The organism is Flavobacterium sp. (genome assembly GCF_027484945.1).
Classification (GTDB): domain Bacteria; phylum Bacteroidota; class Bacteroidia; order Flavobacteriales; family Flavobacteriaceae; genus Flavobacterium.
Genome location: NZ_JAIXRZ010000048.1, coordinates 1 through 16031, shown reverse-complemented (window position 1 = coordinate 16031; position 16031 = coordinate 1). Strand labels below are relative to the sequence as shown.

The 16031-nt window shown below is 39.3% G+C and carries 8 protein-coding genes; all 8 read left to right on the top strand.

All coding sequences use genetic code 11. The features are described 5' to 3' along the window. The first annotated feature begins 6 nt into the window (after positions 1 to 6). Positions 7 to 450 carry a 50S ribosomal protein L11 gene (gene rplK, locus Q0039_RS06585; RefSeq protein ID WP_129461571.1) on the top strand — a complete coding sequence of 148 codons (444 nt, stop codon included), beginning with the start codon at positions 7 to 9 and terminating at the stop codon, positions 448 to 450. Between the two features lie 6 nt (positions 451 to 456). Then, the gene (gene rplA, locus Q0039_RS06580) at positions 457 to 1146 is read left to right on the top strand and encodes a 50S ribosomal protein L1 (protein WP_129461570.1); all 690 of its coding nucleotides are present in this window, start codon (positions 457 to 459) and stop codon (positions 1144 to 1146) included. Between the two features lie 23 nt (positions 1147 to 1169). Next, a complete protein-coding gene (gene rplJ, locus Q0039_RS06575) occupies positions 1170 to 1670 on the top strand; it encodes a 50S ribosomal protein L10 (RefSeq protein ID WP_297510910.1) in 501 nt (166 codons plus the stop codon). Positions 1671 to 1724: 54 nt separating this feature from the next. Next, complete coding sequence (gene rplL / locus Q0039_RS06570; RefSeq protein WP_297510908.1) at positions 1725 to 2096, top strand: 50S ribosomal protein L7/L12; 372 nt, start codon at positions 1725 to 1727, stop codon at positions 2094 to 2096. Between the two features lie 266 nt (positions 2097 to 2362). Next, positions 2363 to 6175 carry a DNA-directed RNA polymerase subunit beta gene (gene rpoB, locus Q0039_RS06565; protein ID WP_297510905.1) on the top strand — a complete coding sequence of 1271 codons (3813 nt, stop codon included), beginning with the start codon at positions 2363 to 2365 and terminating at the stop codon, positions 6173 to 6175. Between the two features lie 70 nt (positions 6176 to 6245). Continuing rightward, positions 6246 to 10547 carry a DNA-directed RNA polymerase subunit beta' gene (rpoC, locus tag Q0039_RS06560; protein WP_297510902.1) on the top strand — a complete coding sequence of 1434 codons (4302 nt, stop codon included), beginning with the start codon at positions 6246 to 6248 and terminating at the stop codon, positions 10545 to 10547. Between the two features lie 2 nt (positions 10548 to 10549). Further along, on the top strand, positions 10550 to 10858 hold the full coding sequence (locus tag Q0039_RS06555; protein ID WP_297510899.1) for a DUF3467 domain-containing protein: 309 nt from the start codon (positions 10550 to 10552) through the stop codon (positions 10856 to 10858). 242 nt (positions 10859 to 11100) lie between these two features. After that, positions 11101 to 16031: YDG domain-containing protein (locus tag Q0039_RS06550; RefSeq protein WP_297510896.1), on the top strand; the 4931-nt coding region annotated here is incomplete at its 3' end.

The following is a 16031-nucleotide window of genomic DNA, read 5'->3' as shown; positions in this document are numbered from 1 at the left end:
TAAAAAATGGCAAAAGAAATTAGTAAAGTAGTTAAACTACAAGTTAAGGGAGGTGCTGCGAATCCTTCGCCACCGGTTGGACCTGCTTTGGGAGCTGCTGGGGTTAACATCATGGAGTTCTGTAAGCAGTTTAATGCGCGAACTCAAGATCAACCTGGCAAAGTATTACCTGTTCAAATTACGGTCTACAAAGACAAGTCGTTTGATTTTGTTGTAAAAACTCCTCCTGCTGCGGTTCAATTAATGGATGCTGCAAAAATCAAATCCGGTTCAGGACAACCTAACCGTAAAAAAGTGGCCAATGTTTCTTGGGATCAAATCAAAACGATTGCCGAAGACAAAATGCCCGATTTGAATTCATTCACTATGGAATCAGCTATGAGTATGATTGCCGGTACTGCTCGTTCTATGGGTATTACCGTAACCGGAGATTCTCCGCTAAAAAAATAATGAGTTATGGCAAAATTGACGAAAAAACAAAAAGAAGCGGCATCCAAAATTGAGAAGAATAAATTATATTCTTTGAAAGATGCTTCTGCTTTATTAAAGCAAGTTTCTTACGCAAAATTTGATGAGTCAGTTGACATTGCTGTTCGTTTAGGAGTTGATCCAAGAAAAGCAAATCAAATGGTTCGTGGTGTAGTAACCTTACCTCACGGTACAGGTAAAGACGTTAGAGTATTAGCGCTTGTTACACCAGATAAAGAAGCTGAAGCTAAAGCTGCGGGTGCAGACCACGTAGGATTAGATGATTATCTACAAAAAATCAAAGACGGTTGGACGGATGTTGATGTAATCATCACCATGCCAGCTGTTATGGGTAAATTAGGTCCGTTAGGACGTATTTTAGGTCCTCGTGGCTTAATGCCTAACCCAAAAACGGGAACGGTTACTATGGAAGTAGGTAAAGCTGTTCAAGAAGTGAAAGCGGGTAAAATTGACTTTAAAGTTGATAAAACAGGTATTGTTCACGCGGGTATCGGAAAAGTATCGTTTGACGCTGACAAAATTGTAGATAACGCTCACGAAATTATTCAAACATTAATTAAATTAAAACCAACGGCAGCTAAAGGTACTTACATCAAGTCGATTCACTTGTCTAGTACAATGAGTCCTGCGATTGCTTTAGATCCTAAAGCAGTATAATTGGGTAGTTAAAAAGTTTTATTATGACTAGAGAAGAAAAATCAATCGCGATAAAAGACTTAACTGCAAAATTAGCAGAGGCGAACATCCTTTACATTGCAGACACGTCTGGTTTAGATGCTGAAACAACATCAAACTTACGCAGAGCTTGTTTTAAAGCAGGCATTAAGTTAGAAGTGGTAAAAAACACCTTATTGGAAAAAGCTATGGAAGCTTCTGAAAATGAGTACGGTGATTTGCCAACCATCCTTAAAGGAAACTCTTCTATTTTGATTGCTACTGTTGCAAATCAACCTGCAAAAATCATCAAAGATTTCCGTAAGAAGTCGGATAAGCCACTTTTAAAAGGTGCTTATATCAATCAAGAAATCTACATTGGTGATAATCAGTTAGATGCTTTAGCATCCTTGAAATCGAAAGAAGAAGTTATCGGTGAAATCATCGGATTACTTCAATCACCTGCAAAACGCATTATTTCTGCTTTGTTAAACAACGCAGAACAAAAAGGCGAAGCAGCAGAATAATTGAACGCACTTAATAAATAAAATAAATTTAAAAACATTTTAAAGATAGAAAAAATGGCAGATTTGAAACAATTCGCAGAACAATTAGTTAACTTAACAGTTAAAGAAGTTAACGATTTAGCTACAATATTAAAAGATGAGTATGGTATCGAGCCTGCTGCTGCTGCAGTAGTAGTTGCTGCTGGTGGTGGTGATGCTGGTGCTGCTGAAGAGCAAACAGAATTCACCGTAGTATTAAAAGATGCTGGTGCTTCTAAATTAGCTGTAGTTAAAGCAGTAAAAGAACTAACAGGTTTAGGTCTTAAAGAAGCTAAAGATATCGTAGATGGAGCTCCTTCAAATATCAAAGAAGCAGTTTCTAAAGCAGAAGCTGAAGGATTGAAAAAAGCGCTTGAAGAAGCTGGAGCTGTAGTAGAATTGAAATAATTCTTTCTCGGTTAACGAATAAGGTTTAGGTCTAGAGTGCGTACTCAAAGGCCTAAACCATTTTTCGTATAATAAAATTATCCCTTTTTTTAAGTCGAATTCGCACTTAAATGCAATAAAAAAAGATAACCGAAACGAAGAAAAAAATAGACAATTTTCCTGGTTTATTTTTAAAGATGTGACGGTGGTTTCAAACAAGGAAAGTAACATTAAAATCGTGTATTTACACAAAACGTACTTTTTTTAAATCAAAATTTTGTCCATTGATGATAACTAATCAGACTGAAAGATTGAATTTTGCCTCAACGAAGAACATACCACAGTATCCTGACTTTTTGGATGTTCAAATTAAATCGTTTAAGGATTTCTTCCAATTGGAAACGAAAACCGACGAAAGAGGTAACGAAGGTCTATATAACACCTTCATGGAAAACTTTCCAATTACTGATACCAGAAATCAATTCGTGTTGGAATTCCTCGATTATTTTGTGGATCCACCACGTTACACCATTCAGGAGTGTATCGAACGAGGTTTAACTTATAGCGTGCCGCTAAAAGCGCGCCTAAAATTATACTGTACCGATCCGGAACACGAAGATTTCGAGACTATCGTACAAGATGTATATTTAGGAACTATTCCTTACATGACACCAAGCGGAACTTTTGTGATTAATGGCGCTGAACGCGTTGTAGTATCACAATTGCACCGATCTCCAGGGGTGTTCTTTGGACAGTCGTTCCATGCTAATGGAACAAAATTATACTCTGCGCGTGTAATTCCGTTTAAAGGTTCATGGATTGAGTTTGCTACCGATATCAATAACGTAATGTATGCCTACATTGATCGTAAAAAGAAATTACCGGTAACTACTTTATTCCGTGCTATCGGATACGAGCGCGATAAAGATATTTTAGAAATTTTTGATCTTGCAGAAGAAATCAAAGTTTCTAAAACAGGATTGAAGAAATATGCGGGCCGAAAATTGGCTGCTCGTGTTTTAAATACATGGCACGAAGACTTCGTAGATGAAGATACGGGCGAAGTCGTAACGATTCCACGTAACGAAATTATCTTGGATCGTGATACGATTTTGGATAAAGAAAATATTGAAGAAATCATTGATTCTAATGTAAAATCAATCTTACTTCATAAAGAGGATAACAACCAAGCAGATTATGCTATTATTCATAATACGTTACAAAAAGATCCAACCAACTCTGAAAAAGAAGCTGTTGAGCATATTTACCGTCAGTTGCGTAATGCAGAACCACCTGATGAAGAAACGGCGCGCGGCATTATCGATAAACTGTTCTTTTCCGATCAACGCTACAACTTAGGTGAGGTAGGTCGCTATCGAATGAATAAAAAATTAAATTTAGATATTCCAATGGAAAAGCAAGTGCTTACCAAAGAGGATATCATTACTATTGTTAAATATTTGATCGAGTTAATTAACTCGAAAGCTGAAATTGATGATATTGATCACTTATCTAACCGTCGTGTTCGTACGGTAGGTGAGCAACTTTCACAACAGTTTGGTGTTGGTTTAGCACGTATGGCACGAACCATTCGTGAACGTATGAATGTACGTGATAACGAGGTGTTTACTCCAATCGACTTGATTAACGCCAAAACATTATCATCGGTAATTAATTCGTTCTTCGGGACCAACCAGTTATCGCAGTTCATGGATCAAACGAATCCATTAGCTGAGATTACGCACAAGCGTCGTTTGTCCGCATTAGGACCTGGTGGTCTTTCTCGCGAACGCGCAGGTTTTGAGGTTCGTGACGTTCACTACACGCACTACGGACGTTTATGTCCGATTGAAACCCCTGAAGGGCCAAACATTGGTTTGATTTCTTCATTAGGAGTTTTTGCAAAAGTAAATGGTATGGGATTCATTGAAACGCCTTACCGTAAAGTAGTTAACGGTAAAGTTGATTTAGTTGCTGAACCTATTTATTTAAGTGCCGAAGAAGAAGAAGGAAAATTGATTGCACAAGCAAACATTGCGATGCATGAAAATGGTACGATTACCGCTGAAAAAGTAATTGCTCGTGAAGAGGGCGATTTCCCGGTAGTTGAACCTACAGTAGTTCATTATACCGATGTTGCTCCTAATCAAATTGCTTCGATTTCAGCATCATTAATTCCTTTCTTGGAACACGATGACGCTAACCGTGCGCTGATGGGATCCAACATGATGCGTCAGGCAGTTCCGTTATTACGTCCAGAGTCTCCAATTGTAGGTACCGGTTTAGAGCGCCAAGTAGCTTCTGATTCACGTGTATTGATCAATGCCGAAGGAAATGGAGTAGTAGAATATGTGGATGCAGATAAGGTAACGATTAAATACGACCGGACGGATGAAGAACGTTTGGTTAGTTTTGATAGTGACGAGCGAACCTATCAGTTGATTAAATTTAGAAAAACCAATCAAAGTACTTGTATTAACTTAAAACCGATTGTTCGAAAAGGAGATCGTGTGGTTAAAGGGCAAGTTCTTTGTGAAGGATATGCTACACAAGCGGGTGAATTGGCTATTGGACGTAACTTGAAAGTGGCCTTTATGCCATGGAAAGGGTACAATTTCGAGGATGCGATTGTGATTTCTGAGAAAGTAGTTCGCGATGATATCTTTACATCTATCCACATCGATGATTATTCGTTGGAAGTTCGTGATACCAAACTTGGTAACGAAGAATTAACCAATGATATTCCTAATGTTTCGGAAGAAGCTACTAAAGATTTGGATGAAAACGGTATGATTCGTATCGGTGCTGAAGTGAAACCGGGTGATATTTTAATTGGTAAAATTACGCCTAAAGGAGAATCGGATCCAACACCTGAAGAAAAATTACTTCGTGCAATCTTTGGTGATAAAGCAGGTGATGTAAAAGACGCATCGCTTAAAGCATCACCTTCATTGAATGGAGTGGTTTTAGATAAAAAATTATTTGCTCGTGCGGTTAAAGATAAACGCAAGCGCACAAAAGATAAAGACGATTTGACGGCATTAGAAATGGAATTCGAAGTGCGTTTTGTTGAATTGAAAGATAAGCTCGTTGAGAAGCTATTTGCTATCGTAGATGGTAAAACTTCACAAGGTGTTATGAATGATTTAGGTGAAGAAGTGTTGCCAAAAGGTAAAAAATATACCAAAAAAATGCTTCAAGCTGTAGAAGATTTCGCGCACTTAACCAAAGGGCAATGGGTTGCTGATGAAGATACAAACCGTTTGGTTAATGATTTGATTCACAACTATAAAATTAAATTAAACGATCTTCAAGGAGCGTTACGTCGTGAGAAATTTACGATTACTGTTGGTGACGAGTTACCTGCAGGTATCTTGAAATTAGCTAAAGTATATATCGCTAAGAAACGTAAATTGAAAGTAGGGGATAAAATGGCGGGTCGTCACGGTAACAAAGGTATTGTTGCGCGTATTGTTCGTCAAGAAGATATGCCTTTCTTAGAAGATGGAACACCTGTAGATATCGTATTGAACCCACTTGGTGTACCTTCTCGTATGAACATCGGTCAGATTTATGAAACGGTACTGGGTTGGGCTGGTTTGAAATTAGGAAAGAAATTTGCTACGCCTATTTTTGATGGTGCAACTTTAGACCAAATCAATACATTAACCGATGATGCAGGAATTCCACGTTTCGGTCATACCTATTTGTATGATGGAGGTACGGGAGAGCGTTTCCACCAACCGGCAACTGTTGGGGTAATCTATATGCTGAAATTAGGGCATATGGTTGACGATAAAATGCACGCACGTTCGATCGGTCCTTACTCCTTAATTACGCAACAACCACTTGGAGGTAAGGCTCAATTTGGAGGTCAGCGTTTCGGTGAGATGGAGGTTTGGGCACTTGAAGCGTATGGTGCGTCAAGTACCTTACGTGAAATCTTGACGGTTAAATCGGATGACGTAATCGGAAGAGCTAAAACTTACGAAGCCATCGTTAAGGGTGAAGCGATGCCGGAACCAGGATTGCCAGAATCATTCAATGTATTAATGCATGAATTGAAAGGTCTTGGATTAGACATCAGATTAGAAGAATAATATCAGTACTGGAAGGCCGATTCGTTTTTGTTTCGGTCCTGTAAACTGTAACTATTTAAAAACGACTAAGATGAACAACAGAAATAAAGATAAAAATACCATTAAAAGATTTGACAAAATCACAATCGGACTAGCATCTCCGGAATCAATTTTGGCAGAATCAAAAGGTGAGGTTTTAAAACCAGAAACCATTAACTATCGTACCCACAAACCGGAACGTGACGGATTATTCTGTGAGCGCATCTTCGGACCCGTAAAGGATTTCGAATGTGCTTGTGGAAAATACAAAAGAATTCGTTACAAAGGCATTGTTTGTGATCGATGTGGGGTGGAAGTGACCGAAAAGAAAGTACGTCGTGACCGTGTAGGACATATCAATTTAGTTGTGCCAATCGCACACATTTGGTATTTCCGTTCTTTGCCAAATAAAATTGGTTATATCCTTGGATTACCTTCCAAAAAATTGGATATGATCATTTACTATGAGCGTTATGTAGTAATTCAAGCGGGTATCGCAAAGAATGCAGATGGTGAACCTTTAGAAAGATTAGATTTCTTAACGGAAGAGGAGTATTTGAATATTTTAGATGCCCTTCCAATGGAAAATCAATATTTAGATGATTCAGATCCTAATAAATTCATTGCCAAAATGGGTGCAGAATGTATTATGGATTTGTTGGCTCGTACGGATTTAAATGAATTGTCTTATGAATTACGTCACTCGGCCAACATTGAAACTTCTAAACAACGTAAAACGGAAGCGTTAAAGCGATTGCAAGTGGTTGAGTCCTTCCGGGATTCCAACTTAAACCGTGAGAACCGTCCTGAGTGGATGATTTTGAAAGTAATTCCGGTTATTCCACCTGAATTACGTCCTTTGGTTCCTCTAGATGGAGGTCGTTTCGCAACTTCCGACTTGAATGATTTATACCGTCGTGTGATTATTCGTAACAACCGTTTAAAGCGATTGATGGAGATAAAAGCGCCTGAGGTAATCTTACGTAATGAAAAACGTATGTTGCAAGAGGCTGTGGATTCGTTGTTTGACAATACACGTAAAGCTTCGGCTGTGAAAACCGAATCCAACCGTCCTTTAAAATCCCTTTCCGATTCGTTGAAAGGAAAACAAGGTCGTTTCCGTCAAAACTTATTAGGTAAACGTGTAGATTATTCCGCACGTTCGGTAATCGTCGTTGGTCCTGAATTGAAAATGTACGAATGTGGTTTGCCAAAAGATATGGCAGCAGAATTGTACAAACCTTTTGTAATTCGCAAGTTGATTGAACGAGGAATCGTAAAAACCGTAAAATCAGCTAAGAAAATCATCGATAAAAAAGAGCCTGTAGTATGGGATATCCTTGAAAATGTAATCAAAGGTCACCCTGTATTACTAAACCGTGCTCCTACCTTACACCGATTGGGGATTCAAGCGTTCCAACCAAAATTAATCGAAGGAAAAGCAATTCAGTTGCACCCGCTAACCTGTACGGCGTTTAATGCGGATTTCGATGGTGACCAGATGGCGGTACACTTGCCATTAGGACCTGAAGCTATTTTGGAAGCACAATTATTAATGTTGGCTTCTCACAATATCTTGAACCCTGCTAATGGAGCGCCAATTACCGTTCCTTCTCAGGACATGGTACTTGGGTTGTATTATATGACCAAAGAACGTTTGTCTACTCCTGAATTACCAATTAAAGGAGAAGGATTGACATTCTATTCAGCGCAAGAAGTAAATATTGCCTTGAATGAAGGCCGATTAGAATTAAATGCACGCGTTAAAATCAGAACGAAAGATTTCAACGAAAATGGGGAGTTAGTTTACAAAATTATCCAAACAACAGCTGGACGTGTATTGTTCAATGAAGTAGTGCCCGAAGCAGCAGGTTATATCAATGAAGTATTGACTAAAAAATCATTACGCGATATCATTGGTAAAATCTTAGCTACTACGAATGTTCCAACAACAGCCGCTTTCTTGGATGATATCAAGGATATGGGATATAAATTTGCATTCCAAGGTGGTCTTTCATTCTCGTTAGGGGATATTAAAGTGCCTGAGAAAAAAGACGACTTGATTGCCGATGCACGTGAGCAAGTGGAAGGAATTACCATGAACTATAACATGGGTCTTATCACCAACAATGAGCGTTATAACCAGGTAATTGACGTTTGGACTTCGACCAACGCTTTGTTAACTGAGTTGGCAATGAAGAATATCCGTGAAGATCAACAAGGATTTAACTCGGTATATATGATGTTGGATTCTGGAGCGCGTGGTTCGAAAGAGCAAATTCGTCAGTTGACCGGTATGCGTGGTTTGATGGCAAAACCAAAAAAATCGACAGCCGGTGGTGGTGAGATTATCGAAAACCCGATTCTTTCCAACTTTAAAGAAGGTTTATCGATTTTAGAATACTTTATTTCTACGCACGGTGCTCGTAAAGGTCTTGCCGATACGGCATTAAAAACGGCGGATGCGGGTTACCTAACACGTCGTCTTCACGATGTATCGCAAGATGTTATTGTGAATTCAGTAGACTGTGGTACGTTGCGTGGTATTGAAGTGACAGCATTAAAGAAAAATGAAGAGATTGTTGAAACCTTAGGGGAACGTATTTTAGGTCGTGTAACCTTACATGATGTTGTAAATCCGTTAACGTCTGAAGTAGTTATTGCAGCAGGTGAGGAAATTACAGAAGCGGTTGTTCGTGAGATTGAAGAATCACCAATCGAACGCGTTGAAGTGCGTTCACCGTTAACCTGTGAAGCTACTAAAGGGATCTGCGCTAAATGTTACGGTAGAAATTTAGCTACTGGTAAAATGACCCAAAAAGGGGAGGCTGTTGGTGTAATTGCAGCACAATCGATTGGGGAGCCAGGTACACAGTTAACGCTTCGTACATTCCACGTTGGTGGGGTAGCCGGAGGTGTTTCTGAGGAATCATCGATCATTGCTCGTTTTGGTGGTCGTCTTGAAATAGAAGATTTAAAAACAGTAAAAGGCGAAGACGCTGAAGGGAATGCAGTTGATATCGTGATTTCACGTTCAACAGAATTGAAATTGATCGATGCAACAACTGGAATTATATTAAATACACACAATATTCCTTACGGTTCTAGTATTTTCGTAAAAGATGGAGCTGTCGTAGAAAAAGGAACAACCTTATGTAAATGGGATCCTTATAATGGGGTTATTGTATCTGAATTTACCGGTAAAATTGCTTACGAAGATTTAGAACAAGGACAAACGTACCAAGTAGAAATCGATGAGCAAACTGGATTCCAAGAGAAAGTTATTTCTGAAGGCAGAAACAAGAAATTGATTCCAACTTTATTGATTTACGGAAAAGATGGTGAATTAATTCGATCGTACAACTTACCTGTGGGTGCTCACCTTATGGTTGAAGATGGCGAGAAAATTAAAGCGGGTAAAATTTTAGTTAAAATTCCGCGTCGTTCTTCAAAAGCAGGCGATATTACAGGAGGTCTTCCACGTATTACCGAGTTGTTAGAAGCGCGTAATCCATCCAACCCAGCAGTCGTTTCTGAAATTGATGGTGTGGTTTCTTTCGGTAAAATCAAACGAGGTAACCGCGAGATTATCATCGAATCTAAATTTGGTGATGTTCGTAAATACTTAGTGAAATTATCCAGTCAGATTTTAGTTCAAGAAAATGACTTTGTCAAAGCTGGTATGCCCTTGTCTGATGGAGCAATTACTCCTGAAGATATCTTAAGAATTCAAGGACCTTCTGCTGTACAACAGTATTTGGTGAATGAAATTCAAGAGGTTTACCGTTTACAAGGGGTAAAAATTAACGACAAGCACTTTGAAGTAGTTATTCGTCAAATGATGCGTAAAGTACAGATTGAAGATCCAGGAGATACGTTATTCTTGGAAGAACAATTGGCACATACCAGCGACTTTATGGTTGAAAATGATAAATTATACGGTATGAAAGTGGTAGAAGAAGCAGGGGATTCAGAAAACTTGAAACCAGGACAAATTGTGAGTCCTCGTGAATTGCGTGATGAAAACTCTGTCTTGAAACGAAATGATAAAAATTTAGTTATCGCTCGTGATGCGGTTATGGCTACAGCTACACCGGTGCTTCAAGGGATTACACGTGCTTCGTTGCAAACCAAATCATTCATCTCTGCGGCTTCCTTCCAGGAGACAACAAAAGTGTTGAATGAAGCGGCAGTAGCAGGTAAAGTAGACCAATTGGAAGGTTTGAAAGAAAACGTTATTGTGGGTCATCGAATTCCAGCCGGAACCGGTATGCGTGATTATGACAACATTATCGTAGGTTCGAAAGACGATTATAATGAGTTGATGGCTAACAAAGAAGAATACGTTTATTAGTCATGAGCGAAGAATTGCAACCCGGACAAATCAATATTGAATTGGATGAGAAAACTGCAGAAGGAATATATTCCAACTTAGCCATTATCAACCATTCACCTTCTGAGTTTGTGTTGGATTTTGTGACCATTATGCCTGGTGTTCCTAAGTCCAAAGTCAAATCGCGAATTATTCTAACGCCACAGCATGCGAAACGCTTGTTGAAAGCGATGGCGGAGAATATTCATCGTTTTGAAGCTGCACATGGAGAAATCAAAGAAACCGATTTACCTCCAACCCCTTTAAACTTTGGTCCAACAGGACAAGCTTAATAGTTGAAAACTCCTCTAGCAATAGGGGAGTTTTTTTTTTGAGTGCCATCAGAAAAACACCGACAAAAAATCAATTTCATAGATGAATGATTTCCATAAAATTGTTAACAAATAACTAACATAAAAACAAGATTTTCAGGCATTTAGTTTTTAACTTTGTTTCAAATCAAACATTTTTAATTATGTGTAAAAATTTACAATTTAAAAGCACGCTCAGTTCTTTTTTAGTAATGTTTTTGTTTATGTTAAATTCAACTTTTTCTTGGGGACAAACCCTTTTGGCTGGTTGGGATTTTCAAACAACAACTAATGGAGGAACAGCAGTAGTTGCATCACCCAATACACCAACAGCTTATGTTGCGAATGTGGGAAGTGGTAATTTATTTCTGAATGGTACTAATGGTTCTAGTACATGGTCTCAAGCTACTGAATTGTCTGCATTTGCAGGAACAGCAACAAATGCTGCTTCAGGGATGTCTACAACGACAACTTCACCAGCTAGTTTAGCATTGTTGGGAGGGACAAGTAATGCAGCGAATGGTAAGTCAATAGTGTTTAGAATTAACATGTCAGGATATAAAGATCTTGTAGTTTCCTATGCAACACAAAGGACATCAACTGGCTTTACTACTCATACTTGGGAGACGAGTACTAATGGGACTTCATGGACCTCTCTTCAAACTATAAGTTCTCTTCCATCTTCTTTTGGTGCGCAAACTTTATCAAATACTTCAAATTTAGATAATGTTACTACGGCATTCATTCGATTGACCGTATCAGGAAGTACAGGGACATCACAAAATAATAGATTAGATAATATTCGTTTTAACGCAACAGTTTTATCTCCACCTTCTATTACAGGAGCTGCCACAGCAACTGTATTTACTACAACGTATGGAACAGCTTCTGCAGTTCAATCGTTTGCAGTTTCAGGCGCTAATTTAACTGCCAATTTGGTAGCTACAGCTCCAACTGGTTTTCTAGTATCTTCCGATAATATTACGTTTGGTTCAACAGCTACTTTCGTTCAAACGGCAGGGACTGCATCAGGCACACTTCGCATTCGTTTGAGTGCCACTGCGCCAGTTTCAGGAAGTTATAACAATCTAAACATAGTTTTGTCTTCAACAGGAGCTACATCACAAAATATTACAACAGCAGCTTCGGGGAATGCGGTTTCTCCTGCATCGTTGACCATTACTGCCAACAATCAGGCGGTGGCTTTTGGAACACCCGTTGCTACCGTTACAGGTGCGGGATCCTATACGTCTACTGGCTTTGTCAATGGAGAAAATGCATCGGTGATTTCGGGTACGGTTTCCTACACTACTTCCTATACAGATACTACACCTGCAGCAACTTCGGGTGTAACCATTACTCCAATTGTTTCGGGTTTATCGGCAGCCAATTATGTGTTTTCACCAGCCAATGGAACAGTTACGATTACGGCTTCACCAGTTCCTGTAATTTCGAGTCCGTTAACAGCTTCAGGAACTTATGGGACTTCATTTACCTATCAAATGGTGGCTGATAATTCGCCCACATCCTACAATGCGACAAATTTACCCGCTGGTTTATCTATCAATACTTCAAGTGGTGAAATTACAGGTATTCCAACGGCTGCTCCAGGATTATACAATATTGGTTTAGTTGCCACAAATGGAGGTGGCGATGGTAATGCCACTTTAGCATTAACTATACAGGCAAAAGCTTTAACAATTTCAGGAATTGCAACAGTTGATAAAATTTATGATGCAACAACTTTAGTAAGTTATACAGGAGGTTCTCTTGTTGGAATTTATGGAGCAGATACAGTCTCTTTCTCAGGTTCAGCTTCAATGGCAACCAAAGTAATTGGGTCTAATAAACCGGTCACTTTTGCTTTGACCTTAAATGGAGCTCAAGCTGGTAACTATAGTTTGACTCAACCTTCGGGATTAACAGTGAATATTGCTGCTAAAGAATTGACTATTTCCGGAGCTGCTGCTCAAAATAAAACATTTGATGGAAATACTAATGCAGTTATCACAGGAACACTTGCAGGTGTAGTTTCTGGAGATACGGTAACCTTAACAGGTACGGGTACTTTTGCTTCATCGGCAATTGGAAATGGTATTGCTGTAACTTCTACCTCAACGATTGGTGGCTCAGATTCTGGGAATTATTCCTTGACACAACCTTCAGGGTTAACAGCAAATATTAGTCCAGCTATTGTGTCTTTATTACAATGGAATACCTTTGGTAATGCCGGAACTGAAACAACTGAAGCAAGTACGGGTAATGATGCAAATTTAGGAACTTCAACACTAAATTACACCGGAAGTACAGTTACACCTGCTGCAAATGGAAATCGTTTTGGTGGTACAGCTTGGACAGTAGGAAGCACTATTGATACGGCTAAGTACATACAGTTTACGGTAACACCAAATTCAGGTTATACATTTACACCCACGGCATTCGACTTTATTTGGGATTTTTCGGGTACGGGCCCTTCTGCAATTGCAATCCGAAGTTCTGCAGATAATTACGCGTCCAATGTAGGGGTAATTACAGGAATGACTGCAAGTACTTCTGCAGTGAAATCGATTGCCATTTCGGGTTTATCAGCGATTTCCATACCAACAACTTTCCGTATTTATGGGTATAATGCTACGGCATCGGGTGGTTCAGGCGGTTTTGATTGCGGCTCTTCAACGAATAATGTAATTTTAAAAGGCTACACAGGTGTTGCTCCAGCACCCTCTTTTTCAACAAATGGTACTCCTGCCGCTTTAGCATCTACTTATGGAACTGCATCCTCAGAAACCTCATTTACGGTTTCTGGGACTTATTTATTAGCGGGTATTACCGCTACTGCCCCTTCAGGATTTGAAGTGTCAGCTACTTCTGGAACAGGATTTGGTGCAACAGCTACTGTTGGTGCTGCAGGCAACATCACTAACGTTCCAGTTTATGTGCGTCTAGCAGCTAACGCTAGCGTTGCAGGTTCTCCTTATTCAGGCAATATAGTACTAACTACATCTGGAGCCTCAGCAATCAATGTAGCGACTACTTCAAGTACAGTTGCTGTAAAAGAATTAACAATCACGGGAATTTCAATAGCTAACAAAGTATTTGACGGAAACACCACAGCTACAATAACAGGTAGTCCTGTTTTGGTAGGGGTCGTTTCTAGTGATATAGCAAATGTTGTATTAGGAGGAACCCCAGTTGCTGAGTTTTCTTCCTCGGCAGTGGGAACCGATATTCCAGTAACGGTTTCTGGCTATACCCTAGCAGGTGCTGCTTCTGGAAATTATTCGTTAACACAACCTTCAGGATTGTTGGCCGATATTACTTCAGAGCCAAGTCCAGTTATTACAAGTGCTTTGACTGCATCAGGGACCTATGGAACTGCGTTTAGTTATACCATCACCGCGACAAATACTCCCACATCCTATAATGCTTCGGGTTTACCTACAGGTTTATCTGTAGATGCAAATACAGGTGAAATTACAGGTGCCATTACGGCTATTCCTGGTGACTATAACGTCACTATAGAAGCTACCAATGTTGGGGGTACGGGTTCTAATACTATGGTGTTGACAGTCCAAGCTAAAACCTTAACAGTAACAGGTTTGGCAATTGATTCCAAAGAATACAATGGAAATACAAATGCAACCTATTCAGGAGGTACGTTGAATGGTATTTATGGAGCTGATGTTGTCAATTTTACAGGCACTGCTGCATTTGGTACAAAAACGGTTGGTTCAGTTAAACCCGTAAGTTTGACTCTAACTTTGAACGGTGCTGCTGCTGCTAACTATACCGTGACTCAATTATCTGGTTTAACAGCAGATATTACAGCGAAAGCATTAACAATAACCGGAGCAGCTGCTCAAAATAAACCATTCGATGGCACAACGGCTGCTGTAATCACTGGTACACTTTCTGGAGTGGTTTCAGGAGATGTGGTAACCTTAGTTGGAACCGGAACGTTTGCTTCTTCTGCACAAGGAACGGGTATTGCAGTAACTTCAACATCAACACTTGCAGGTACTGATGCTGGAAATTACGTATTAACGCAACCAACTGGTTTGACCGCTACTATTAATCAACCTGCTCTTTTAATGTGGAATACATTTGGAAACGCAGGAACAGAAACCACAGAGCCAAGTGTTTATAATAATGGATTTATTTCATCAGCAAATATGACGGTTACGGGCATTACCAATGCAAGTAATCCTAATCGATTAGGAGGATCAAATTGGCCTTTAACAGCAACAGTTGATGCAAATAAATACTATCAGTTTTCGGTGACTCCAAATGCAGGTTATCAATTCACTCCAAACGAGTTGAGTTTTATTTGGGATCGTTCAGGAACAGGGCCAAGTTCAATTGCTATTCGCTCATCATTAGATAATTATGCTACTGATATCGCAGTTTTAAATTCTGTAACTGCAAGTACTTCCGCTTTTAGAACAATGGTTATGTCTGCAATGGGAGATGTTCAAGTTTCTACTACTTTTAGAATATATGCATACAATGCTACCGGTGCTGCAGGAACAGCAGGTTTTGATACTGGAACCAATGTAAATAATGTTATTTTATACGGTACAACAAGTTTAATTACGGGTTCAACTGCTGCAACAATCAATGGTACTACTTCTATTTGTTCCGGTGATAGTGCGGTTATTAATGTTGCTATTACAGGTGGTAGAAGTCCTTATACTGTTGTCTATTCTGATGGAACTAACAACTTTACTGAATCCAATTATACTTCTGGCGCAAGTATTGTAGTTTCACCAACGGTAACCACAACGTATTCGATTGTGTCGATTACTGATTCCAATGCATTAGTGGGGACAGGAAATAGCGGATCTGCTGCGATTACGGTATTAAATAATACGACTTATTATATTGATGTTGATAATGATGGTTATGGTAATGCTGCCAATTCAATAGTTTCCTGCTTGCCTTTAGCGGGTTATGTTGCCAACAACACGGACTGTAACGATGCAGTTTCGAGTACAAACCCAGGTGCTATTGATGTTTGTTACGACGGTATTGATAATGATTGTAACGGTAATGTTGACAACGTTGGCTTGCCAGGTGGATGTATTCCAATTGTGAGTACTATTCCAGTTGCTACTTGTGATGCTATAATTTTGTACAATCAAACGATACTTACAAG

What these genes read in the sequence shown, in the direction of transcription:
- rplK (WP_129461571.1), top strand. Translation starts at nt 7, where the DNA reads ATGGCAAAAGAAATTAGTAAAGTAGTTAAACTACAAGTTAAGGGAGGT.
- rplA (WP_129461570.1), top strand. Translation starts at nt 457, where the DNA reads ATGGCAAAATTGACGAAAAAACAAAAAGAAGCGGCATCCAAAATTGAG.
- rplJ (WP_297510910.1), top strand. Translation starts at nt 1,170, where the DNA reads ATGACTAGAGAAGAAAAATCAATCGCGATAAAAGACTTAACTGCAAAA.
- rplL (WP_297510908.1), top strand. Translation starts at nt 1,725, where the DNA reads ATGGCAGATTTGAAACAATTCGCAGAACAATTAGTTAACTTAACAGTT.
- rpoB (WP_297510905.1), top strand. Translation starts at nt 2,363, where the DNA reads ATGATAACTAATCAGACTGAAAGATTGAATTTTGCCTCAACGAAGAAC.
- rpoC (WP_297510902.1), top strand. Translation starts at nt 6,246, where the DNA reads ATGAACAACAGAAATAAAGATAAAAATACCATTAAAAGATTTGACAAA.
- Q0039_RS06555 (WP_297510899.1), top strand. Translation starts at nt 10,550, where the DNA reads ATGAGCGAAGAATTGCAACCCGGACAAATCAATATTGAATTGGATGAG.